We start from the raw sequence: 25012 nt of genomic DNA on the forward strand, positions 1-25012 counted from the left end.
GCCGAGGGCGCCGGTGCCGCCGGTGATCAGGACGGTGCCGGTCGGGTCCCAGTCCGCCGGATCGCTCACGGATCCGCCCGGTGTGGCGGCCAGGCGCCGGCCGAGGACCCCGGCGGGCCGGACGGCCAGCTGGTCCTCCCCGTCCGGGTCGGCGAGGACGGCGGCGAGCAGGGCCGCGGTGCGCCGGTCGAGGATCGCGGGCAGGTCGATCAACCCGCCCCAGCGCTGCGGGAGTTCGAGCGCGGCGACCCGACCGAGGCCCCAGACGGCCGCCTGGGCCAGGCCGGTGACGCGGTCGCCGGGGGCAGCCGCGACGGCGTCCCGGGTGAGGCACCACAGGGGTGCGCCGATCCGGGTGTCGCCGAGGGCCTGCACCAGCGCGGCGGTGCGGACGAGCCCGGCGGGGACGGAACCGTCCACGGACTCGTCGAGCGCCAGGAGGGACACCACCCCGGCGATCTCCTCGGCCGCGTAGGGAAGTTCGGCGAGCTGCTTGGCGAGACCGGCCCGGTCGGCGTCGGCCTCGACGGTCAGCCGGACGGCGTCCGTACCGAGCGCGGCGAGGACCTCGTCGGTCCACGCCGGGTCGCCGTCGCCGGCGGGCACGACGGCGAGCCAGGTGCCGGCCGGGGCCGCGGCACGCGGCCGGTCGAGCGGCTTCCAGACGATCCGCCGGCGGCGGGCGTCCACGGCGGCCTGCTCCTCGCGCCGGTCGTGCCAGTCGCGCAGGGCGGGGAGCACCTGGGCGAGGGCGTCGCCGTCGACGTCCAGGGTGCCGGCGAGCGCGTCGAAGGACGCGGTGCGCAGCGCCGTCCAGAACTCCCCGTCCGAGGCGGACGGAGACGCACCCGGGGACGCCGCCGAGGCGAACGACTGCTCGGGCCAGTAGCGCTGCCGCTGGAACGGGTAGGTGGGCAGGTCGACCCGGCGGGCGCCGGTGCCGGCGAAGACGGCCGCCCAGTCCGGCGCGAGCCCGTCGGTGTGCAGGCGGGCGACGGCGGCGAGCAGGGTCGTGCGTTCGTCGCGGCCGTGGCGCAGCGCGGTGGCGGTGACCACCGGGCGGGCCGGGTCGGCGTCCTCGGCCGTGTTGGCCTGGACGAGTGCGGACAGCACGCCGTCCGGGCCGAGTTCGAGGTGGCGGCGCACGCCGCGGGCGGTGAGGGCGGCGACGCCGTCGGCGAAGCGGACGGCCTCGCGGACGTGGCGCACCCAGTACCGCGCCCCGAGCTCCGCCCCGGTGCCGCCGGTGACGACGTCGCCGGTCAGGTTGGACACGAGCGGGATGCGCGGGGCGGCGTAGGCGATGCCCCGGGCGGTCCGCTCGAAGTCGTCGAGCATGGCGTCCATGTGTACGGAGTGAAACGCATGGCTCACCCGCAAACGCCTAGTCCTGCGTCCGTCGGCGGCGAATCCGGCGGCGATGCGCTCGACGGCGTCGGAGTCTCCGGAGAGGACGACGGCGCGCGGGCCGTTGACGGCGGCGATGGAGACGCCGTCCGTCAGCAGCGGCAGCACCTCCGCCTCCGTCGCCTCGACGGACACCATCGCTCCCCCACCGGGGAGTTCGGACATCAGCCGAGCCCGAGCAGCCACCAGCGAGCAGGCATCCTCCAGCGAGAACACCCCCGCCACGTGCGCCGCAGCGATCTCACCGATCGAATGCCCGACCACGAAGTCCGGCCGCAGACCCCACGACTCCACCAGCCGGAACAACGCCACCTCCAGCGCGAACAGCGCCGGCTGCACATACCCCGTGTCATCCAGCAGCGCGGCCTCCGCCGACCCCTCCACCGCGAACAGGACGTCCCGGACGGGCCGTTCGTAGCCGAGGTCGAAGCGGGCGAGGACGGCGTCCAGCGCCTCCGCGTACACCGGGTACCGGTCGTACAGCTCCCGGCCCATGGCCGGGTACTGGCTGCCCTGACCGGTGAACAGGAAGGCCAGGCCGCCGCCGACCGCCCGGCCGGTGACGAGGGCGGCGTCCGGCAGGCCGTCGCGCAGGGCGGCGAGGGCGCGCTGGAGCTCGGCGCGGTCGCCGGTGGTGACGGCGGCCCGGTGGTCGAGCGCGGTGCGGGTGGTGGCGAGGGAGAACGCCAGGTCGGCGAGCGGCAGTTCGGGCCGCTCGTCGAGCGCGGTCAGCAGTCGCACGGCCTGGGCGCGCAGGGCCTCGTCGGTGCGGGCGGACAGCGCGAAGGGCACGGTGTCGCCGTCCGCCGGCGCGGCCGGGACCGCGGCGGCCGGGGCCTGTTCGAGGATCACGTGCGCGTTGGTGCCGCTCAGCCCGAAGGAGGAGACGGCGGCACGGCGGGCCCGCCCGGTCTCGGGCCAGTCGCGCGCCTCGGCGAGGAGCTCGATGGCGCCCTCCGTCCAGTCGACGTGCGTGGACGGCCGGTCGATGTGCAGGCTGGCCGGGAGCACGCCGCTGCGCAGCGCGAGCACGGTCTTGATGACGCCGGCCACCCCGGAGGCCATCTGGGTGTGGCCGATGTTGGACTTCACCGAGCCGAGGAGCAGCGGCAGTTCGCGGTCCTGGCCGTAGGTGGCGAGCAGCGCCTGCGCCTCGATCGGGTCGCCGAGCTTCGTGCCGGTGCCGTGGCCCTCGACGGCGTCGACCTCGCCCGGGGCGAGCCGGGCGTTGGCGAGCGCGGCGCGGATCACGCGCTGCTGCGCGGGCCCGTTGGGCGCGGTGAGGCCGTTGGAGGCGCCGTCCTGGTTGACGGCGGAGCCGCGCAGGACGGCGAGCACCGGGTGGCCGAGCCGCTCGGCGTCGGAGAGGCGCTCGACCAGGACGAGGCCGACGCCCTCGGCGAGGCTCATGCCGTCGGCGGCCTCGGCGTAGGCCTTGCAGCGGCCGTCGACGGCCATCGCGCGCTGGCGGCTGAAGCCGACGAAGGCGTTGGGCGTGGCCATGACGCTGACGCCGCCGGCGAGGGCGAGCGAGCTCTCCCCGTTGCGCAGCGACTGGCAGGCCAGGTGCAGCGCGACGAGCGAGGACGAGCACGCGGTGTCGAGCGTGACGGCCGGGCCCTCGAATCCGAAGGTGTAGGAGAGCCGGCCGGACAGGACGCTCGGGATGGTGCCGGTGACGAGGTGGCCCTCGGCGCCGTCCTGGGCGGAGTCGCCGGGGCTGTAGTCCTGGTAGCTGGCGCCGATGAAGGTGCCGGTGAGGCTGCCGCGCAGGGCGGACGGGTCGAGGCCGGCGCGCTCCATGGCCTCCCAGGCCGTCTCCAGGAGGAGACGCTGCTGCGGGTCCATGGCGAGGGCCTCGCGCGGGGAGATGCCGAAGAACGCGGCGTCGAAGTCGGCGACGCCCTCCAGGAAGCCGCCGCGCACCGAGTAGGTGCGGCCGGGCGCGTCCGGGTCCGGGTCGTACAGCCCCTCGGTGTCCCAGCCGCGGTCCGCCGGGAACTCGGTGATGGCGTCGCCGCCCGAGGTGACGAGCCGCCACAGGTCCTCGGGCGAGGCGATCCCGCCGGGGTAGCGGCAGCTCATGCCGATGATGGCGATCGGCTCGTCCGGCGCGGCGCCCGCCACCGTGGCGGCGGGGCCGCCGACGGCGGCGCCGGCGATCTTCTCACGCAGGAAGCGCACCAGGGCGAGCGGGTTGGGGTGGTCGAACACGAGGGTGCTGGGCAGCGTGAGCCCGGTCGCGGCGGCCAGCCGGTTGCGCAGGTCGACGGCGGTCAGCGAGTCGAAGCCGACGTCGCGGAAGGCCCGCTGCTCGGACAGCACGTCCGGCGAGGCGTGGCCGAGCGTGGTGGCCGCCTCGGCCCGGACCAGGTCCAGCAGCCGGCGCTCCTGCTCGGCGGCCGGCAGGGTGCGCAGCCGGGTGGCGAACTCGCCGTCCCCGGCGGGGCGTTCGGCGGCCTCGGCGAGCCGGCGCACCTCGGGGACGTCCTCGAACAGGGCGGTCGGGCGGCCGGAGGTGAAGACCGGGTGGTAGCGCTCCCAGTCGACGTCGGCGATCGCGAGCACCTGCTCGTCGGCGTCCAGGGCCTGGCGCAGCCCGTCCAGGGCGAGCGAGGGGTCCATGAAGACCAGGCCGCTGCGCCGGATCTGGCCCGGGTCGACGCGGCCGAGCTTCAGGTCGTCGGACCAGATGCCCCAGGAGATCGCGGTGGCCCGGCCGCCGCGGGCGCGGCGGTGCTCGGCGAGCGCGTTGAGGTAGGCGTTGCCCGCGACGTAGGCGGCGTGCCGGCCGCTGCCCCACATGCCGGCGGTGGAGGAGTACAGCACGAAGGCGTCGAGCTGGTCGTCGGGCAGGAGCTCGTCGAGGTGGCGGGCGCCGGCGGTCTTGGCGTGCAGGACCTTGGCGAAGGCCTCGTGGGTGGTCTCCTCGATCGACAGCAGCTCGATGACGGCCGCGGTGTGCACGACGGTGCGCACCTCGTGGCCGGCGGCGGCGAGCTCGGCGAGCATCCGCGCGACGGCGTCGCGGTCGGTGAGGTCGCAGGCGGCCATCTCGGCCGCGCAGCCCGCGGCGGCGAGCTCGGCGAGCAGTTCGGCGGCGCCCGGCGCGGTGGCGCCGCGGCGGCTGGTGAGCACGATCCGCTCGGCGCCCTCGGCCACGAGGCGGCGGGCCAGGTGCGGGGCGAGGGTGCCGGTGCCGCCGGTGATGAGCACGGTGCCGCGCAGCGGCCCGGCCTCCCGGCGGGCGGCGGCCTCGGCGCGCACGATGCGGCGGGCGTAGGCGCCGGAGGGGCGGATCGCCACCTGGTCCTCGTCGCGGGCGGCCAGCACGGCGGCCAGCCGCTCGCCGGCGCGCCGGTCGAGCGCGTCGGGCAGGTCGACGACGCCGCCGAAGCGCTGCGGGTGCTCCAGGGCGGCCGTCCAGCCGAGGCCGTGGACCTGCGCCTGCACCGGGTTGGCGACGGCGTCGGTGCGCCCGGCGGCGACGGCGCCGCGGGTGACCAGCCACAGCGGCGCGTCCTGCCCGGCGTCGCCCAGGGCCTGGACCAGGGCGAGCGTGAGCGCGACGCCCTCGGGCAGGGCGGGGTGGCGCTCGCTCGGCCGCTCGGCGGTGGCGAGCAGGGAGACGATGCCCGCGAGTTCGCCGTGCGTGAGCAGCGCGGCGAGGCGCTGCCGGTCGGTGCAGGCGTCGTCCAGGACGAGCCGCTCGACCGTCGCGCCGTGCGCGGTCAGCGCCTCGGCGATGTCCTCACCTGCGGCGGCCTCGCCCTCGCCGTCGCCGTCCCGAGCGGTGACGAGCAGCCAGGTGCCGTCCAGGCGGGCGGTCGCGACGGTCAGCGGCTTCCACGTCGCCCGGTAGCGCCAGGAGTCGAGCGTCGAGCGCTCCCGCCGGCGGCGGTGCCAGTCGGACAGCGCGGGCAGCACCGGTGCGAGCGCGCCGCTGTCGATGCGCAGCCGGGCGGCCAGCGCCTCGACGTCGGCCTCCTCGACGGCGTTCCAGAACTCGCCGTCCTCCGGCTCCCCGCCGGGGCGCGGCGCGACGGCCCACAGGTGCTCGTGCTGGAAGGCGTAGGTGGGCAGCGGCACGCGGCGCCCGCCGGCGGTGCGGGCGGACCAGTCGGCCCGGCCGCCGCGGACGAAGGCCTCGGCGAGCGAGGCGAGGAAGCGGTCGGTGCCGCCCTTGTCGCGGCGCAGGGTGCCGACGGCGGTGGCGCGGTCGCCGCGGTCCTCGGCGGTGGCCTCGATCGCCATGGTGAGCACGGTGTGCGGGCTGACCTCGACGAACAGGCCGTGGCCCTGCGCCATCAGCTCCCGCACGGCCGGGTCGAAGCGGACCGGGTTGCGCAGGTTGCGGTACCAGTAGCCGGCGTCCATGGCGGTGGTGTCGAGCCAGTCGCCGGTGACGGTGGAGAAGAACGGCACCTCGGCGGCGCGCGGGCGCACGGGGGCGAGGTCGGTCAGCAGGTCGTCCCGCAGGAGTTCGACCTGGGCGGAGTGCGAGCCGTAGTCCACGCTGATCCGCCGGGCGCGCAGGCCCTCGGCCTCGAACTCGGCCATCAGTTCGTCGAGTTCACCGGCCGGACCGGCGACGACGACGGTCCGCGGCCCGTTCACGGCGGCCACGGCGAGCCCGTCGAAGCGCGAACGCAGCCGCTCCTCGGCCTCCTCGGCGGACAGCGGCACCGAGACCATCCCGCCGGAGCCCGCCAGGACCCGGCCGATGAGCCGGCTGCGCAGGGCGGCCACCCGGGCGCCGTCCTCCAGGGAGAGCGCCCCGGCGACGACGGCGGCGGCGATCTCGCCCTGGGAGTGGCCCACCACGGCGTCCGGGTGGATGCCGTGGGCGCGCCACAGGTCGGCGAGGGCCACCATGACGGCGAAGGTCGCGGGCTGGACGACGTCGACCCGGTCCAGCGCGGGCGCGCCCTCGGCCTGGCGCAGCACGTCGAGCAGCGACCAGTCGACGTGCGCGGACAGGGCCGCCGCGCACTCGGCGATGCGCTCGGCGAACACCGGCGACTCGTCGAGCAGCCGGGCGCCCATGCCGGCCCACTGGGAGCCCTGGCCGGGGAAGACGAAGACGGTGCGGCCGCCGTCCTCGGCGAGGCCCTGGACGGCGTTCGGCGCGGAGGCCCCGGCGGCGAGCGCGGCGAGGCCCTCGCGCAGTTCGGCGGGGTCGGCGCCGAGCACGACGGCGCGGTGCTCGAAGAGGGCGCGGGTGGTGAGCAGGGTGTGGGCGACGTCGTGCGGGCGAAGGTCCGGCTCGGCGTCGAGGTGCTCGGCGAGGCGTGCGGCCTGCGCGCGCAGGGCGGCGGGGGTACGGGCGGAGAGCACCCACGGCAGGACGCCGCCGGGCGCCTCGACGAGCGGAGCCGGGACGGCGACCGGCGCCTCCTCCAGCACGACGTGCGCGTTGGTGCCGCTGATGCCGAAGGAGGAGACCGCGCAGCGGCGGGTGCGCTCGCCGGCCGGCCACGGCGTGGCCTCGTCGAGCAGGGTGACGGTGCCCGGCGTCCAGTCGATGTGCGAGGACGGCTCCCCGGCGTGCAGGGTGGCCGGGAGCACGCCGTGGCGCAGCGCCTGGACCATCTTGATCACGCCGGCGACGCCCGCCGCCGACTGGGTGTGGCCGATGTTGGACTTGACCGAGCCGAGCAGCAGCGGACGCTGCGGGTCGCGGTCGCGCCCGTAGGCGGCCTGGAGGGCCTGGGCCTCGATCGGGTCGCCGAGGGCCGTGCCGGTGCCGTGCGCCTCGATGGCGTCGACGTCGTCGGGGGTGAGGCCCGCGTTGTGCAGGGCCTGGCGGATGACGCGCTGCTGGGAGGGCCCGTTGGGCGCGGTGAGCCCGTTGGAGGCGCCGTCCTGGTTGATCGCGGAGCCGCGGATGACGGCGAGCACCTCGTGGCCGTTGCGCTCGGCGTCGGAGAGCCGCTCCAGGACGACGACGCCGACGCCCTCGGCGAGGGTCATGCCGTCGGCGGCCTCGGAGAAGGCCTTGCAGCGGCCGTCGGCGGCGAGGGCGCGCTGGCGGCTGAAGGCGATGAACGCGTTCGGGTTGGTCATGACGGTGGCGCCGCCGGCGAGCGCGAGGGAGCTCTCGCCGCCGCGCAGCGACTGGCAGGCCAGGTGCAGCGCGACGAGCGACGAGGAGCACGCGGTGTCGACGGTGACGGCCGGGCCCTCCAGGCCGAACAGGTAGGCCAGGCGCCCGGAGAGCACGCTCGGGCTGGTGCCGGTGACGGCGTGCCCGGCGGAGCTGTCGTCCATGCCGAGCCCGTACTCCTGGTACGTGGACCCGATGAAGGTGCCGGTCGCGCTGCCGTGGACGGAGGTCGGGTCGATGCCCGCGGATTCGAGGGCCTCCCACGTGGTCTCCAGCAGCAGGCGCTGCTGCGGGTCCATGGCGAGGGCCTCGCGCGGGGAGATGCCGAAGAACGCGGCGTCGAACTCGCCGGCCTCGTGCAGGAACCCGCCCTGGGTGGAGTAGGTGCGGCCGGGGGTGTCGGGGTCGGGGTCGTAGAGGCCGGTGTCCCAGCCGCGGTTCTCCGGGAACTCGGAGATGGCGTCGGTGCCCTCGGCGACGAGCCGCCACAGCTGGTCGGGGCTTCCGGCGCCGCCGGGGAAGCGGCAGCCCATGCCGACGATGGCGATCGGCTCGTCCGGGTCGGCGGCGGCGACCGGCGGCGCCGTCACGTCCTGCGGCCCGTCGAGCAGTTCGCCGCGCAGGAAGGCGGCGAGCGCGACCGGCGTCGGGTGGTCGAAGGCCATCGTGCTGGGCAGCGGCAGGCCGGTCAGCGCGGCGAGGCGCTTGCGCAGCTCGACGGCGGTGAGCGAGTCGAACCCGGCGTCGCGGAAGGCGCGCTTCTCGGGCACGCCGTCGACGGAGCCGTGGCCGAGCACGGCGGCGGCCTCGCGGCGCACCAGGTCGACGAGCAGGCGGTCGCGCTCGGCCGCGGAGAGGCCGCGCAGGCGGCGGACGAGGTCGGAGGCGGCCCCGGCGTCGGCGGCGGCGCCGCGGGCGAGGGCGCGGACCTCGGGCAGCTCGTCGAACAGGACGCTCGGCCGGGCGGCGGTGAAGACGGGGGCGTAGCGCTCCCAGTCGACGTCCGCGACGGTCACGGCGACGTCGTCGTGGACGATCGCGCGGCGCAGCTCGGTGAGCGCGGTCTCCGGGGCGAGGAAGCGCAGGCCCTGGCGGCGCAGGCCGTCGGAGACGGCCTCGTGGGCGGCCATGCCGGCGCCGGCCCACGGGCCCCAGGCGATCGAGGTGGCGGTCAGGCCGCGGGCGCGGCGGTTCTCGGCGAGGGCGTCGAGGTAGGCGTTGGCGGCGGCGTAGGCGCTCTGGCCGGCGCTGCCCCAGATGCCGGCGACGGAGGAGAACAGGACGAAGAAGTCCAGGTCGTGGTCGGCGAGGAGGGTGTCGAGGTGGGCGGCGCCGTGGAGCTTGGCGGCGGTGAGCGCGGCGACCTCGGTGACCGGGGTGTCCGAGAGCGGGGCGGCCTGGCCGACGCCGGCGGCGTGCACGACGCCGGTCAGCGGGTGCTCGGCCGGGACGGCGGCGAGGACGGCGGCGAGCGCGTCGCGGTCGGCGACGTCGCAGGCGACGACGGCCGCGGTGGCGCCGTGCTCGGCGAGTTCGGCGACGAGTTCGGCGGCGCCGGGGGCGTCCGGGCCGCGGCGGCCGGTGAGCACGAGGTGCCGGGCGCCGCTGCGGGCCAGCCAGCGGGCGACCTCGGCACCGAGCGCGCCGGTGCCGCCGGTGACGAGGACGGTGCCGTCGGCGGTGAACTCCTCGGCGCGGGGCAGCTCGTCGACGGCGTGCCGCACCAGGCGGCGGCCGTAGGCCGCGCTGCCGCGCAGCGCGATCTGGTCCTCTCCCCCTCGGCCACCTCCGGCCAGGACACCGACGAGGCCCTGCACGGTCGGCGCGTCCAGCACCGGCGGCAGGTCGACCAGCCCGCCCGGCGCCTGCGGGCGCTCCAGGGCGGCGACCCGGCCGAGACCCCACGCGGCGGCCTGGACGGGGTTGGTGAGCGGGTCGGCGGGCCCGGTGGAGACGGCGCCGCGGGTGACGGTCCACAGCGGCGCGGCGGAGCGCAGGTCGCCGAGGGCCTGGGCGAGGACGACGCCGAGCGCGACGCCCGCCGGCAGGCCGGGCCCGGGGACGGGCCGGTCGGCCAACGCGACGAGCGACAGGATGCCGCTGAGCTCGCCGAAGTCCGCGATGCGGCGGGCGAGTTCGGCGCGGTCGCGGCAGTCCTCGCCGAGCGCCAGGCGCTCCAGGCGGGCGCCGTGGCCGCGCAGGGCGTCGAGGAGTTCGGCGTCGTCGACGGCCTCGGTGGTGACGACCAGCCAGGTGCCGTCCAGCACGGGCGCGGCCGCCGGGCGGACGGGCCGCCAGTGGACGCGGTAGCGGGCGGCGTCGAGCTGGGCCTTCTCGTGCCGGGTGCGGCGCCAGTCGGCGAGGGCGGGCAGGAGGGCGTAGAGGCCGGCGTGCTGTTCGTCGCGCAGGCCGAGCAGGCCGGCGAGTTCGGCGGCGCTGCCGCGCTCGACGGCGCCCCACAGCGCGGAGTCGGCCGGGTCGGCGACCGGGGCGGCCGCCTCGGGCTCGGCCTCGGGCCAGTAGCGCTCGTGCTGGAACGCGTAGGTGGGCAGGCCGGTGCGGCGGGCGCCGGTGCCCGCGTACAGCGCGGCCCAGTCCAGGGCGTGGCCGCGCACGTGGAGCGCGGCGAGGGCGAGGGCGGCGGTCCGCTCCTCGGGGCGGCCGGCGCGCAGCAGCGGGACGGCCGCCACGGCGCCGTGCTCGATCGGTTCGGTCTCGGCCAGGACCTCCTCGGCGAGCGCGGACAGCACGCCGTCCGGCCCGAGTTCGAGGAAGGTGGCGGCGCCGGCCGAGCGGGCGGCGCGGACGCCGTCGGCGAAGCGGACGGCCCGGCGGACGTGCTCGACCCAGTACTCGGGCGAGCACAGCTCCGCCTCGGTGGCGAGCTCGCCGGTGCTGTCGGAGACCAGCGGGATGGCCGGGGCGCGGAACTCCAGCTCCGCGACGGTGCGCCGGAACTCCTCCAGCATCGGCTCCATCAGCGGCGAGTGGAAGGCGTGCGAGACGCGCAGCCGCTTCGTCCGGCGGCCCTCGGCCGCGAACTCCCCGGCGATGCGCAGGACTTCGTCCTCCAGGCCGGAGACCACCACGGCCCGCGGCCCGTTGACGGCCGCGACGGACACGCCGGGCACCAGGCGCGGCAGCACCTCGTCCTCGGTGGCCTCGACGGAGACCATGGCACCGCCCTCGGGCAGCGCGTCCATGAGCCGGGCCCGGGCGGCCACGAGCGCGCAGGCGTCGGCGAGCGACAGCACCCCGGCGCAGTGCGCGGCGGCGATCCCGCCGACGGAGTGGCCGAGCAGCACGTCGGCGCGCACGCCGAGCGAGGCGACCAGGCGGAACAGCGCGACCTCGACGGCGAAGATCGCGGGCTGCGCCCAGCCGGTGCGGTTCAGCAGCTCTTCGTCGTCACCGTGGAGGACCTCGCGCAGCGGGCGCTCCAGCCGGGGGCCGAACTCGCCCAGCACCTCGTCCAGCGCCTCGGCGAACACCGGGTAGCGCTCGGCGAGTTCGCGTCCGGTGCCGAGGCGCTGGGCGCCCTGGCCGGCGAACAGCACGGCGAGCTTGCCGGCGCCGGCCTCGCCCGCGACCAGCCCGGCGGCGGACTCGCCCGCGGCGAGGGCGGCCAGGGGGGCGAGCAGTTCGTCGCGGTCGGCGCCGACGGCCACCGCGCGGTGGTCGAAGCCGGAGCGGGTGGTGGCGAGCGAGAGGCCGAGGTCGGCCGGGCTCGCCGCCGGGTCCGCGGTGGCGAACGCGCGCAGGCGGGAGGCCTGGTCGCGCAGCGCGGCCGGGCTGCGGCCGGCCAGCGGCCAGAGCAGGACGGGCTCCGCCACGGCGGGAACGGTGTCCCGCGAGACGACGGCCGGGGCCTGTTCGAGGATGACGTGGGCGTTGGTGCCGCTGAAGCCGAAGGAGGACACGCCGGCCCGGCGCGGGCGGCCGGTCTCCGGCCAGTCCGCCTCCTCGGTCAGCAGCTCCACCGCGCCCTCGTCCCAGTCCACGTGGGAGGACGGCTCGGCCGCGTGCAGCGTGCGGGGCACGACGCCGTGCCGCATCGCCAGCACCATCTTGATCACGCCCGCGACGCCCGCGGCGGCCTGGGTGTGGCCGAGGTTGGACTTCACCGAGCCGAGCAGCAGCGGGAGTTCGCGGTCCTGCCCGTAGGTGGCGAGCAGCGCCTGGGCCTCGATCGGGTCACCCAGGGAGGTGCCGGTGCCGTGCGCCTCGACGACGTCGACGTCGGCCGTGGCGAGCCCGGCGGTGGCCAGGGCCTGGCGGATGACGCGCTGCTGGGACGGCCCGTTGGGGGCGGTGAGCCCGTTGGAGGCGCCGTCCTGGTTGACGGCGGAGCCGCGCACGACGGCGAGCACCTGGTGCCCGTTGCGGCGCGCGTCCGAGAGGCGCTCCAGCGCGATCACGCCGACGCCCTCGGACCAGCCGACGCCGTCGGCCCGGTCGGAGAACGCCTTGCAGCGCCCGTCCGGGGCGAGGCCGCGCTGGCGGGAGAACTCGATCAGCGAGGTCGGGGTGGACATCACGGTGACGCCGCCGGCCAGGGCGAGGGTGCACTCGCCGGCGCGCAGGGCCTGCATGGCCCAGTGCATGGCGACCAGCGACGACGAGCACGCGGTGTCGACGGTGACGGCCGGGCCCTCCAGGCCGAGCGTGTAGGACACGCGGCCGGAGGCGATGCTGGGCGAGGTGCCGCTGCCCTGGTGGCCCTCGAAGCGCCCGCCCGCGAGCAGCGCGGAGTAGTCGTTGTACATCACGCCGGCGAACACGCCGGTGCGGCTGCCGCGCAGCGACACCGGGTCGATCCCGGCCCGCTCGACCGCCTCCCAGCAGGCCTCCAGCAGCAGGCGCTGCTGGGCGTCGGTGGCCAGCGCCTCGCGCGGGCTCATGCCGAAGAAGCCCGGGTCGAAGTCGGCGGCCTCGTGCAGGAAGCCGCCGAAGCGGGTGTAGCTGGTGCCGAGGTGGTCCGGGTCCGGGTGGTAGAGCGACTCGACGTCCCAGCCGCGGTCGGTGGGCAGGCCGGAGATCGCGTCGGTGCCCTCGCGCAGCAGGCGCCACAGGTCCTCGGGCGAGGCGACGCCGCCGGGGTAGCGGCAGCTCATGCCGACGATGACGATCGGGTCGTCGTCGGCCGCCGCCCGCACGGGGGCCGCGGCGGCCGGCGCCTGCGCGCCCGTCAGGCCGTCCAGGACGTGCCCGGCGAGGGCAGTGACGGTCGGGTAGTCGAAGACGACGGTCGCGGAGGTGCGCAGCCCGGTGGCGGCGCTCAGGCGGTTGCGCAGCTCGACGGCGGTGAGGGAGTCGAAGCCGAGGTCCTGGAACGGGCGGTGCGGGTCGACCTCGGCGGCGTCGGCGTGCCGCAGGACGGCGGCCACCTGGGCGCGGACCAGGTCGACGACCGCCTCGGTGCGGGCGCGCTCGTCCAGCCCGGCGAGCCGGCGGGTGAGGGCGCCGGCCGCCTCGGTGGCGGTCACGGCGGCGCGGCGGGAGGGGGTGCGGATCAGGCCGCGCAGGAGCGGCGGCACCTCGCCCCGGGCGCGCAGCGCCGGGAGGTCGAGGCGGACGGGCAGCAGGACGGCCTCGGGGCGGGCGAGGGCGGCGTCGAACAGCGCGGTGCCGTCGGCCGCGGAGAGCGCCGGGGTGCCGAGCCTGGCGAGGCGGTCGAGGTCGGCGTCGGTGAGCCCGCCGGCCATCCCGCCGGTCAGGCCGCCGACGGGGGCCCACGGGCCCCAGCCGAGCGAGAGTCCGGGCAGTCCGGCGGCGCGGCGGGTGCGCACGAGCGCGTCCGCGAAGGCGTTGGCGGCGGCGTAGTTGGCCTGGCCGGCCGCGCCGACGGTGCCGGAGAAGGACGAGAAGACGACGAACGCGGCGAGGTCGAGGCCGCGGGTGGCCTCGTGGAGGTGCCACAGGGCGTCGGCCTTGGGCCGCAGGACGGCGGCGAGCCGTTCGGGGGTGAGCTGCTCGACGACGCCGTCGTCGAGCACACCGGCGGCGTGCACCACGGCGGTCAGCGGGTGCCCGGCGGACACGCCCGCGACCAGGCGCTCGACGGCGGCGCGGTCGGTGAGGTCGCAGGCCTCGACCGCGACCTCGGCGCCCGCCTCGGCGAGCTGCGCCGCCAGGTCGGCGGCGCCCTCGGCCGCAGCGCCGCGGCGGCTCACGAGCAGCAGGCGGCGGACGCCGCGCTCGGCGACCAGGTGCCGGGCGAGGACGGCGCCGAGGCCGCCGGTGCCGCCCGTGATCAGGACGGTCCCGTCCTGGTCCCACGCGGCGCCGGCGCCGGTCGCGGCCACCGCGCCCGCGCGGGCCAGCCGGGCCGCGAGCACGGCGCCGCCGCGCACGGCCAGCTGCGGCTCGTCGCCGCCGAGGGCGCGCTCGGGCAGCGGGCCGCCCGCCGGGTCCAGGTCGACCAGGCCGAACCGGCCCGGGTGCTCGGCCTGCGCGGAGCGCACCAGGCCCCACACGGCCGCGGCGGCCGGGTCGGTGACCTCGTCGTCCGCCGTGGTGGCGACGGCGCCCCGGGTCACGAAGACCAGCCGGCCGTCCGTGTCCGCGGTGAGCCACTGCTGGACCCGGGCCAGGGCCAGGGCCGTCAGCGCGTGGGCCGAGGCGACCGGGTCGGCCGGGTCGCCCGCGAGCGGCACGAGCACCACCTCGGCAGGTCCCTCACCGACCGTCGGCAGCACGCCGAGGCCGAGCGGGTCCGCGTCCGGCACGGCCACCGAGGCGGGCGCCTGCGCGCCGCCGCGCGGCCGGGACCAGCGCAGCTCGAACATCGCGTCCCGCACCGGCCCGGCGCCCGCGCCGGCCAACGCCGGGAGCGCCCGCAGCAGCAGCGAGCCGACCGAGGCGACCGGGCCGCCCGCCGCGTCGGCGACCTCGACCGCGACCGAGTCGTCCCCCGTCGCGGACAGCCGCACCCGCACCACCGACGCGCCCGCGGCGTGCAGGCTGACGTCCTGCCAGGAGAACGGCACCCCGCCGAGCCCCAGGAACGCCGTCGCGTGCAGCGCCGAGTCCAGCAGCGCCGGGTGGATCCCGAACGCGCCGGCCTCGCCGCTCGCGCCCTCGTCCAGCGCGACCTCGGCGAACACGTCCTCGCCGCGCCGCCAGGCCGCGCGCAGCCCGCGGAAGGCCGGGCCGTAGTGGAAGCCCGCACCCGCGAGGCGCTCGTCCAGGCCGTCCAGGTCCAGCGCCTCGGCGCCGGCCGGCGGCCACTGCGTGAACTCCGTCGCAACAGCGCCCTGTTCGCCCGGCACGAGGATGCCGTCGGCGTGCTGCGTCCACGGGGCGTCCTCGTCGCCCTCGGGACGGGCGTAGACGCCGACGGTGCGCCGCCCGCTCGCGTCGGCCCGTCCGGCCCACACCTGCACCTGCACGCCGCCCTGCTCGGGCAGCGGCAGCGGCGCGGTGAGCGTCAGCTCCTCGACGCGTTCGCAGCCGACCTCGTCGCCCGCGCGCACGGCGAGCTCCAGGAAGGCCGTGCCGGGCAGCAGGACGGTGCCGTCGACGGCGTGGTCGGCCAGCCACGGGTGGGTGCGCAGCGAGAGCCGGCCGGTCAGCAGCAGGCCGTCGGTGTTGGCGAGCGAGACGGCGGCGGCGAGCAGCGGGTGGTTGGCCGAGCCGAGCCCGGCGGCGCGGACGTCGCCGGTGCGCGAGAGCGCGCTCTTCGGCCAGTAGCGCTTGTGCCGGAAGGCGTAGGTGGGCAGCTCGGCATGGCGGGCACCGGTGCCCTCGAAGTAGGCGTCCCAGCGCACCGGAACGCCGCGCACGTGCAGTGCGGCGAGGGCCTCGGTGAGCGCCTCGGTCTCGTCGCGGCCGGGGCGCAGCGCGCCGACAGCGGTCACCGGCTCGTCGAGAGCGCCCTGGGCGAGCGCGGCGAGGGCGCCGTCCGGGCCGAGTTCGAGGAACAGGGTGGCGCCGTGGCCGCCGAGCCAGCCGGTGGCGTCGGCGAAGCGGACGGCCTGGCGGGCCTGGTCGGCCCAGTAGCCGGCGGAGGTGAGCTGCTCGACGGTGGCGAGCGAGCCGGTGAGGGTGGAGACGATCGGGATCGCGGGCGCCTGCGGGTCCAGCGCGGCGACGACGGCGCGGAACTCGTCGAGCATCGGGTCCATGAGCGGCGAGTGGAAGGCGTGCGAGACGCGCAGGCGCCGGACCTTGCGCCCGAGTGCGGCGAAGTGCGCGCCGACGGCCTCCGCCGCGGCGGTCTCGCCCGCGACGACGACGGCCCGCGGGCCGTTGACGGCGGCCAGCGACACGCCGTCGCCGAGCAGCGGGAGGACCTCGTCCTCGTCCGCCTGCACCGCGACCATCGCGCCACCGGCCGGCAGGGCCTGCATCAGGCGGGCCCGGGCGGCGACCAGCGCGCACGCGTCGGCGAGGGTGAACACCCCGGCGACGTGCGCGGCGGCGATCTCGCCGACCGAGTGGCCGGCCAGGAAGTCCGGGCGCACGCCCCACGACTCCAGCAGCCGGTACAGCGCGACCTCGACGGCGAACAGCGCGGGCTGGGCGTGGCCGGTGCGGTTCAGGGCCTCCTCGTCGGCGCCCCAGACCACCTCGCGCAGGGCCGGGTCGAACCCGGCCAGCACCTCGTCCAGCGCGGCGGCGAACGCCGGGAAGCGGGCGGCCAGTGCGCGGCCCATGCCGAGGCGCTGCGAGCCCTGGCCGGCGAACAGGAAGGCGAGCTTGCCGCGGCCCTGGGTGGTGCCCAGGACGGCCCGGCCGTCGCCCTCGCCGGCCGCGAGCGCGGTGAGCGCCGCGACGGCCTCGTCGCGTCCGGCCGCGGTGACGACGGCCCGGTGCTCCAGGGCGGCCCGGGTGGTCGCGAGCGCGTGGGCGAGGTCGGCGTCGGAGCCCTCGGCGTCCGCCGCCAGGAACGCGACCAGCCGCTCGGCCTGGGCGCGCAGCGCCTCGGGGGTGCGGCCGGAGACCAGCCAGGGCAGCGTCCCGGCGTCGACGGCCGCCTCCGCCTCCGGCGTCTCCTCCGCCGGCGGGGCCTCCTCGATGATGGCGTGCGCGTTGGTGCCGCTGAGGCCGAAGGACGAGACGCCCGCCCGGCGCGGCTCGGCGCCCTGCGGCCACGGCGTCGCCTCGGTCAGCAGCCGGACGGCGCCGGACTCCCAGTCGACGTGCGTGGACGGCTCGTCCACGTGCAGGGTGCGCGGCAGCAGCTCGTGCCGCAGCGCCAGCACCGTCTTGATCACCCCGGCCATGCCGGCCGCGGCCTGGGTGTGGCTCAGGTTCGACTTCACCGAGCCGAGCAGCAGCGGGCGCTGCGGGTCCCGCCCGCGCCCGTAGGTGGCGAGCAGCGCCTGGGCCTCGACCGGGTCGCCGAGGACGGTGCCGGTGCCGTGCGCCTCGACCGCGTCGACCTGGTCGGCGGAGAGCCGGGCGTTGCGCAGCGCCTGCTCGATGACGCGCTGCTGGGACGGCCCGTTGGGCGCGGTGAGCCCGTTCGAGGCGCCGTCCTGGTTGACGGCGGTGCCGCGCACGACGGCCAGCACCCGGTGCCCGTTGCGCCGGGCCACCGACAGCCGCTCCAGGACGAGCACGCCGACGCCCTCGGCCCACCCGGTGCCGTCCGCGGAGTCGGCGAAGGAGCGGCAGCGGCCGTCCGAGGCCAGGCCGCCCTGGCGGGCGAACTCGACGAAGGTGGTGGGCGTCGACATGACGGTGACGCCCGCGGCGAGCGCCATGCCGCACTCCCCCGCGCGCAGCGACTGCGCGGCCAGGTGGAGCGCGACGAGCGAGGACGAGCACGCGGTGTCGACGGTGACGGCAGGGCCGACGGCGCCGAGGACGTAGGAGAGGCGACCGGAGATCACGCTGGTCGCGTTGCCGGTCAGGACGAAGCCCTGGACGTCGTCGTCCGGCCCGGTGCGGTAGTCCTGCGGCATCGCGCCGACGAACACGCCGGTGCGGGTGCCGCGGACGCTGCTCGGGTCGATGCCCGCGCGCTCGATGGCCTCCCAGGAGGCCTCCAGCAGGACGCGCTGCTGCGGGTCCATGGACAGCGCCTCGCGCGGCGAGATGCCGAAGAAGCCCGGGTCGAAGTCGGCGGCGCCCTGCAGGAACCCGCCCCGGACGTCGACCGGCCCGTCCGCCGGGTCGAGCTCCCAGCCGCGGTCGGCGGGCAGGCCGGTGATGCCGTCCTCGCCGGCGACCAGCATCGCCCAGAGGTCCTCGGGAGCCGCGACCCCGCCGGGGAAGCGGCAGCTCATCCCCACGATGGCGATCGGCTCCCGGGCGGCCGCCTCCAGCTCGTCCACCCGCTGCCGGGAGCGCTGGAGGTCCGCGCTGGCCCGCTTGAGGTAGTCCCGGAGCTTCTGTTCCTTGTCCATCATCGACGCAACCCATCTGGAAGACCGGCGAACGGCAGGGATCCGCTTGAGGACGGCCCGCGTGCCCGGCACGCGCGGCGCTCGCATTCCCGCACTCCAGCGCCCAGTCTCGATCCGGCCCGCGCCGAATTTCCCTAGGGTCTGCCTCCGGGCGGACGACGGGAGGCCGGAGGCAGACCCCAGGGTCTGTCGATCCTGCTCCAACGCCCCCCGGACTCTAGGGATTTGCCGGGCCGTTCGGCTGGATCGTCAGTTCCGCGAGCCATGGGCGCGGCCCGACCGGGGCGGCGCCCCGACATCGACGAGGATCACCGCCATGCCCGAACCGTTCCCGCACGGCGACGCACCGAGAGTGCCGCGGCCCTCCGCCGAGGGCACCGCGGACCCGGCCGCGGCCGAACTCAGCGAGCTCAGCGAGCTCGACGAGCAGCTGATCGCCCAACTGGTCCACCGCATCCGGCTGGCCCGGGGCCACCAACTCAGCCGCCGCGCCGCCGGATTGCCGACCACCAGCCTCGCGCAGGAGAACGCCATGCTGCGCCGCTACGCCGCCCGGCTGGGCGACCAGGGCGCCGGAATCGCGCTGGCGATCCTGGAACTCTCCCGGCCGCCGAACGGGCCGGCTCTCGAACAACGCTAGGGCGGTGGGGACTTCGCGTCCCCACCGCCCTCAAGCAATCCCGGCCCGTGTCACCAGCGGGCGCCGGCCAGCACCTCGCCGTAGTCGCGGGCGACGCGCGCCTGCTCCAGGTCGGACTCCACCATCATCCGCATGAGCTCCGGGAAGTCGACCTTCGGCTCCCAGCCCAGCTTCTCCCGCGCGTTGCCGGCGTCGGCGCAGAGCGTCTCCACCTCGGCCGGCCGCACGAGCCCCGGGTCCACCTCGACGTACCGCTCCCAGTCGAGCCCGACGCACTCGAAGGCGATCCTGGCCGCGTCCCGCACCGAGTGCATCCGCCCGGTGCCGATGACGTAGTCGCCCGGCTCGTCCTGCTGGAGCATCAGGTGCATCGCCCGGACGTAGTCCCCGGCGAAGCCCCAGTCGCGCACGGCGTCGAGGTTGCCGAGCAGCAGCCGGTCCTGCAGGCCGAGCTTGATCTGCGCGACCGCCAGCGAGATCTTGCGGGTCACGAACTCGGCCCCGCGGCGCGGCGACTCGTGGTTGAACAGGATCCCCGAGACGCCGTACATCCCGTAGGACTCGCGGTAGTTGCGGGTGATGTAGTGACCGTACGTCTTCACCACGCCGTACGGGCTGCGTGGGTGGAAGATGGTCCGCTCGTCCTGCGGGGTCTCCGCCACCATGCCGAACATCTCGGAACTGGAGGCCTGGTAGAACCGGATCCGTCCGGGACCGCCGACCGCGCCGGCCGGCTTGTTGATCCCGCTGACCATCCGGATCGCCTCCAGCACCCGCAGCACGCCGGTGCCGTTGACCTCGGTGACGAGTTCCGGCTGGCGCCAGGACATCGGCACGAACGAGATCGCCCCGAGGTTGTAGACCTCGTCGGGCTGGATCGAGTCGACGGCGGAGACCAGGCTGCCCTGGTCCATCAGGTCGCCGTCGACGAACCGCAGGTCCGGGATCAGCCTGCTGACCCGGTCCTTCCGCGGATTCGCTTGTCCCCGGGTGAGGCCCCAGACCTCGTACCCCAGGGAGATGAGGTGTTCGGCCAGGTACGACCCGTCCTGGCCGGTCACCCCGGTGATCAGTGCACGCTTGGACATCCGTTCCCCTTCAGCCACCGCTCGCGGGCTCGCGGGCCGTTCTCGGCACAGCCAGCGAACCAGAAGCACGGCTAAGGAATTTGCGAGACTTCGGGCCGGATCACGACGTCCACGCCCCCACGACCACGACGCCCCACGACGTTCGCGCCCCCACAGCGGGCCCGGAAGCGGGCTCGACCCGGGCTAGAGAAATCCCGCCGCCCCCGCGGCACGGGCTTAGTGTGCGGACGCATCCGCACACTCCTTCGACGACCACGCCGAGCCCGCACCCAGGGGAGAACCGCCATGCGCATCCAGGTCCTCGGCCCGCTCACCGCCGACCTCAACGGCACCTCGATCGTCCCCACGGCCGCCAAGCAGCGGCAGATCCTCGCCCTGCTCGCGCTCTACCCGAACCGGATCCTCCCCACGAGCACGCTCATCCACGAGATCTGGGGCGACCACCCGCCGCGGCGGGCCCTCACGACGCTCCAGACGTACATCCTCCAGCTGCGCCGCCGCATCACCCACGCCCTCGCCGGGGCGCCGCCGGCCGGCCAGGACACCACCGCCAAGGACGTCCTGACCACCAGACACTGCGGCTACCAGCTCACCCTCCCGCCCGCCGACCCCGCCCGCCACGCCCTCGACCTCCAGGCGTACAACGACCTCACCACGCGCGGCCAGGAGGCCTTCAACCGCGGCCACGACCTGGACGCCAACGCCCGCTTCCACGAGGCCCTCGCGCTGTGGAACGGCCCCGCGCTCGTCGACATCACTCCGGGACCGATCCTCAGCACCGAGATCATCCGGCTGGAGGAGAGCCGCCTGGTCACCCTCGAACGCCGCATCGACACCGACCTGCGCCTGGGCCGGCACAACGAGCTGATCCCCGAACTCACCCACCTCACCCACCAGCACCCGCACCACGAGGGCCTGCACGCCCAGGCGATGGTCGCCCTCTACCGGGCCGGGCGGCAGACCACCGCACTCACCACGTACCACCACCTGCGCCACCGCCTCACCGCCGAGCTCGGCATCCAGCCCTCGCCCCACCTCCAGCACCTGCACCACGCGATCCTCACGCTCGACCCCACGCTCAACACGCCCGCCACCAGCCTCCACCCGACGACCTACAACCTGTATCCGGCCTGAGCACCCACACCCTCCTCACCCAGGACCCGCCATGACGCCCACATCCGGCAAACCCCTCGCCCTCATCACCGGCGGGACGCGCGGAATCGGCCTCGCCATCGCCCGCGAGCTGGGCAACCGCGGTCACCGCGTCCACATCTGCGCGCGCACGGCCCAGGACATCACCGACACCCTCGGCACGCTCCGCGAGGAGGGCATCGAGGCCGACGGCGCCCCCTGCGACGTCCGCGACCCGGCCCAGGTCACCAGGCTCGTCCAGGACGCCGTGGACCGCCACGGGCCCATCACCGTCCTCGTCAACAACGCCGGCCGCACCGGCGGCGGCCCCACCGCGACGACCACCGACGACCTCTGGTACGACGTCATCGACACCAACCTGAACGCCGTCTTCCTCGTCACCCGCGAGACCCTCAGACACGGGCACATCACCGCCACGGCCCACCCGCGCATCATCAACATCGCCTCCACCGCCGGGAAGCAGCCCGTCACCCTCGGCGCGCCCTACACCGCGAGCAAGCACGCCGTCATCGGCTTCACGAAGGCCCTCGCCAAGGAGCTCGCCCCCACCGGCACCACCGTCAACGCGATCTGCCCCGGCTACGTGCACACCCCCAACACCACCCGCATCCACCACGAGTACGCGACCGCCTACAACACGACGCCCGAGACGATCCTCCAGCACTTCCAGACCCAGATCCCGCTCGGGCGCTACACCACCCCCGAGGAGGTCGCCGCCCTGGCCGGCTACCTCACCACCGCCACGGCCGCGAGCATCACGGCCCAGGCCCTCAACGTCTGCGGCGGCCTCGCCACGCAGTAGGCGGGCCCCGAGCCCCTCCCCCGCACGGCCACCGACGGAAAGGACCCGGGCCAGGTGCCCGCTGATCAATGATGACGACTCGTCAGTTCGCCAGCGCACCGGTCACCTTGTTCGTCGCCGGCACCCCGGAGCCGCCGCCCTGCCTGCCCGCCCGGCGACCGCCGCGGCGCCTCGACGCCGGCTCGGTCACCGCCGCACTGGCCCGCACCGCCACCCGGCAGTGGCGCCCCCCGACACCCGAGGAGTGGCAACCGCCGGGCCGGGCCGCCGAGTTCCACCTCGTCGAGCTCTACCAGCCCTACGCCGGCACCGTGTTGCGCACGGCCCTGCGCGCCGTCGAACCCGGCGCGGGACCGGACGTCCTGTGGGAGCGCGAGGCCGCCGGCCCGGACGGGCTCGACGGCGTCCTCGCCGAGCTCGGCCGCAGCCTCGCGCACGGGCCGCGCGTGCGCGCCGTCCTGGTCGGGCGGCCCGGCGCGGCCCGGCGGCTCTTCGTCGGAATCGCCGCCGGGCCGCCCGCCCGCACCCTCGGCGTCCTGGAGGAACTGCGCTCCGCGCTCTCCCACCCGCCCGCGCCGGTGACCGTCCCCACCAGCGCCCTCCAGCGCGAGCTCCTGCGCGACGCGACCGGCGGGGCCGACCACGGTGGGCGGCACGTCGAGCAGCTGTCCTGGAACTGGCACGGCCCGCTGGACACCGACCGGTTCACCGCCGCCTGGCAGTCCGTCTTCGACCACGAGCTCGTCCTGCGGGCCGCGTTCGACTGGCCGGAGGACGCGCACGACGACCCGTGGATCGTCCTCCACGACCGCGCCGTCCCCGAGGTCACCCGCCACCCGTCCGGCGCGCCCGGCTGGGAGGAGCTCCTGGACGCCGACCGCCGGCGCGGCTTCGACCTGCGCCGGCCCGCCCTGCTGCGCGCCACGCTGGTCGACACCGGCCCGTCCGACGAGGGCCCCGTCACCCGCGTGCTGCTCACCTACCACCACGCCATGCTGGACGGCTGGAGCGTGCGCCTGCTCCTCCAGTCCTTCTACCGCGCCTACCTGACCGGCGGCACCCTCCCCGGCGGCGAGCGCCGCCCGGACCTCCGCGACCACGCCCGCTGGCTCGGCGCCCAGGACACCGGCCCAGCCCGGCAGTTCTGGTCCACCCGGCCCGCCGCCACCGTCGTCGTCCCGGCCGGTCACCTCGCCCACGGCCGCGGCAGCGGACGGGCCCGGCGCCGCCTCACCCCGTACGAGGCGGTGCGGCTGCGCGGCTGGGCCGCCGCCTGGGGCGCGGGCGAGAGCAGCGCGCTCCAGGCCGCGTGGGCCCTGCTGCTGTACCGCGCCGCGCAGGAGCCTGACCCGCGCGTGGCCCCGCGGGCCGTCCGGGTCGGGTTCGCCGTGACGCTCTCGGGCCGCGGGATCCCGCTGGACGGCATCGACCGGCTCCCCGGCGCCCTGCGCACCCCGCTGCCGATCACCGTCCGGGTGCACCCGAGCACGACGGTCCCGCAGCTCCTCGCGGCCCTGCGGGACGGAGTGCTCGACCTCTCCTCCTACGAGTGGGTCTCCCCCGGCCAGGCGCACCGGTGGAACGGCACGCCGCCCGGCCGGCGCCCGCAGAGCCTCGTCGTCCTGGAACACCTGCCGCTCGCGCCGCACCACCCCCGGCTGGACACCGGCCTGGCGGCCCACGGCATCCACGTCGACACCCCGACCCCCGCCGGCACCTTCACGTCGTACCCGATCACGCTCACCGCGCACTACGACGCGACGGGCGGGCTCGTCCTCACCACCGTCCACGACCGCGCCCTGTTCGCCGACCGGGACGCGACCGAACTCCTCAGCCAGAGCGCACACCTGTTGCGCAGCTTCCCCGACCTCCCGAGCGGCCTCGCCACCACCGAGCTCCTCCGCACCACCCTCGCCGGCCACCCGGTCCCGCACCCGGGCGGTCCCTCCGACCCCGCTCCGAGCACTCCGAGCACTCCGAGCGCGCCGAGCGCGCCGAGCGCGCCGACCGGGCCGACCGGGCCGACCGGGCCGCTGGAAACCGTCCACCTCGATGTCCTGCGCCGGGCCACCCGCCCCGGCGCAGGCTGGGTGCTCCTGCTGCCCCCGCCCGGCACACCGGACGCCCGCTTCCCCGCCACCGCCCGCACCTGGCCCGGCCCGCAGGCCCTCGCCGTGCTGCGCCCGGTGCACGACGACGCACCACCCGCCGCCTACCGCCCGCTGCTGGCCCCGCTGCTGGAGTCCCGCGCGCCGGTCGCCCTGGTCGCCACCGCCGGAAACGGCCTCATCGCGTGCGAGATCGCCCGCCTCGGCCCGGCCGCGACCGCTCCCCTGGTGGTCCTGGCCACCACCGACACCGACCTCGCGGCCCTCGCCGCGGTCCTCGCCCGCACGTAATCGACCCGAACGGCGTCCGGCCGGCCCGGCCCACGCCGAAGTGGACCGGGCCGGCCCCGCGTCACGACCCGGGGGTCGTCGCGTGGCTGCCGTAGGGGCGGGTGATGATCTCCATGCCGTGGCCGGCGGGATCCAGGAAGTACAGCCCCCGCCCGCCGTGGTGGTGGTTGATCTCGCCCGGCTGCTTCATGCGCGGGTCGGCGTAGTACGTGATCCCGGCCCGCCCGATCCGCTCGAACGCCGCGTCGAACTCGTCGTCGGAGACGAGGAAGGCGTAGTGCTGCATGGTGATCGACTCTTCGGGGACGCTCGCGAAGTCCAGCGTGACGCCGTTGCTCGTGGCGACGGGGATGAACGGGCCCCACTCGGGACCGACTTCGAGGCCCAGGATCCCCGCCAGGAACTCGGCGGATTCCCGGTTGTCCCGGGCGTGGACGATGGTGTGGTTCAACTCGACCGACATGTGCGGAATGCCTCCGTAAGGCACCTCGCGGACACCTCCATGCCTCACCCGGCCGGTGACCGACACGCGATGCCGCGTCCACGACCCTATGCCACCCGGCGCTGATCGTCGAGCGCCCCGCGCGGCCCCGGCGGGCACGCGAACGGCCCCGGCGGGCCGGGGGCCACGCCGGGGCCGAGGAGCGGTGCCGGTGTCAGCAGCCGAAGTTGATCAGCCGGAAGGTCGCGTAGTGGTCGCTGGTGTAGTAGTCCTCCTGGGCCCGCTTGCCGGTGACGATCCGCCGGGCGCCGCGCGTCGGCGCGCCCGGGGTCACCACGGTGTACTCGTGGTAGTAGCCGTACGACTGGCGCGGCAGCACGCCGCCGTTGTTCTGGAACACGATCCCGTCCTGGCGGTACGGGAACGGCCCGTTGGAGGCGATGAGGTTGAGCGTCGTTCTGGCCTGCGGGGGCAGGGCGGAGACGCACACGGTGCCGCTCACGGCGGCGTTCGCCCCGGTGGCGGCGACGACGGGGGCGAGGGCGATCAGGGCGACGGTGGCGGCGGAGGCAGCAGTCTTCCACGCGCGTAGAGTGCTGGTCATGTCAACGAGTGTGGCGA

At 76.3% G+C, this 25012-nt stretch carries 8 protein-coding genes; 4 read left to right on the forward strand and 4 right to left on the reverse strand.

Annotation, left to right across the window (positions count from 1 at the left end):
• Window positions 1-17868 (reverse strand): type I polyketide synthase (locus ACFVU9_RS28685; RefSeq protein ID WP_387598337.1); only part of this gene is annotated, 17868 nt, incomplete at its 3' end.
• A gap of 316 nt (window positions 17869-18184) precedes the next feature.
• Here ACFVU9_RS28685 and ACFVU9_RS28690 point away from each other — a divergent pair.
• Entirely contained in the window at window positions 18185-18508 is a 324-nt protein-coding gene (locus tag ACFVU9_RS28690) for a hypothetical protein (RefSeq protein WP_380445998.1), read from the forward strand.
• Window positions 18509-18558: 50 nt separating this feature from the next.
• On the opposite strand, the gene ACFVU9_RS28695 is transcribed toward ACFVU9_RS28690, so the two are convergent.
• Window positions 18559-19596, reverse strand: a complete 1038-nt coding sequence (locus ACFVU9_RS28695; RefSeq protein ID WP_387598219.1) for a GDP-mannose 4,6-dehydratase — start codon at window positions 19594-19596, stop codon at window positions 18559-18561.
• A gap of 285 nt (window positions 19597-19881) precedes the next feature.
• Here ACFVU9_RS28695 and ACFVU9_RS28700 point away from each other — a divergent pair, with 285 nt between their 5' ends.
• The 3 genes from ACFVU9_RS28700 (at window position 19882) to ACFVU9_RS28710 (ending at window position 23949) form a co-directional block, all read left to right on the forward strand.
• Window positions 19882-20730, forward strand: a complete 849-nt coding sequence (locus ACFVU9_RS28700) for a BTAD domain-containing putative transcriptional regulator (RefSeq protein ID WP_380445996.1) — start codon at window positions 19882-19884, stop codon at window positions 20728-20730.
• Between the two features lie 31 nt (window positions 20731-20761).
• Window positions 20762-21550, forward strand: coding sequence for an SDR family NAD(P)-dependent oxidoreductase (locus ACFVU9_RS28705; protein WP_380445995.1), 789 nt, complete (start codon window positions 20762-20764; stop codon window positions 21548-21550).
• A 68-nt stretch (window positions 21551-21618) separates the two neighbouring features.
• Entirely contained in the window at window positions 21619-23949 is a 2331-nt protein-coding gene (locus ACFVU9_RS28710; protein WP_387598224.1) for a condensation domain-containing protein, read from the forward strand.
• Window positions 23950-24010: 61 nt separating this feature from the next.
• Here the strand turns inward: ACFVU9_RS28710 and ACFVU9_RS28715 are convergent, their stop codons facing one another.
• Window positions 24011-24412, reverse strand: coding sequence for a VOC family protein (locus ACFVU9_RS28715; RefSeq protein WP_387598226.1), 402 nt, complete (start codon window positions 24410-24412; stop codon window positions 24011-24013).
• A gap of 193 nt (window positions 24413-24605) precedes the next feature.
• On the reverse strand, window positions 24606-24995 hold the full coding sequence (locus tag ACFVU9_RS28720) for a ribonuclease domain-containing protein (RefSeq protein WP_380491550.1): 390 nt from the start codon (window positions 24993-24995) through the stop codon (window positions 24606-24608).
• Window positions 24996-25012 lie beyond the last annotated feature (17 nt).

This window comes from Kitasatospora sp. NPDC057936 (assembly GCF_042887525.1).
Taxonomy (GTDB): Bacteria; Actinomycetota; Actinomycetes; order Streptomycetales; family Streptomycetaceae; genus Kitasatospora.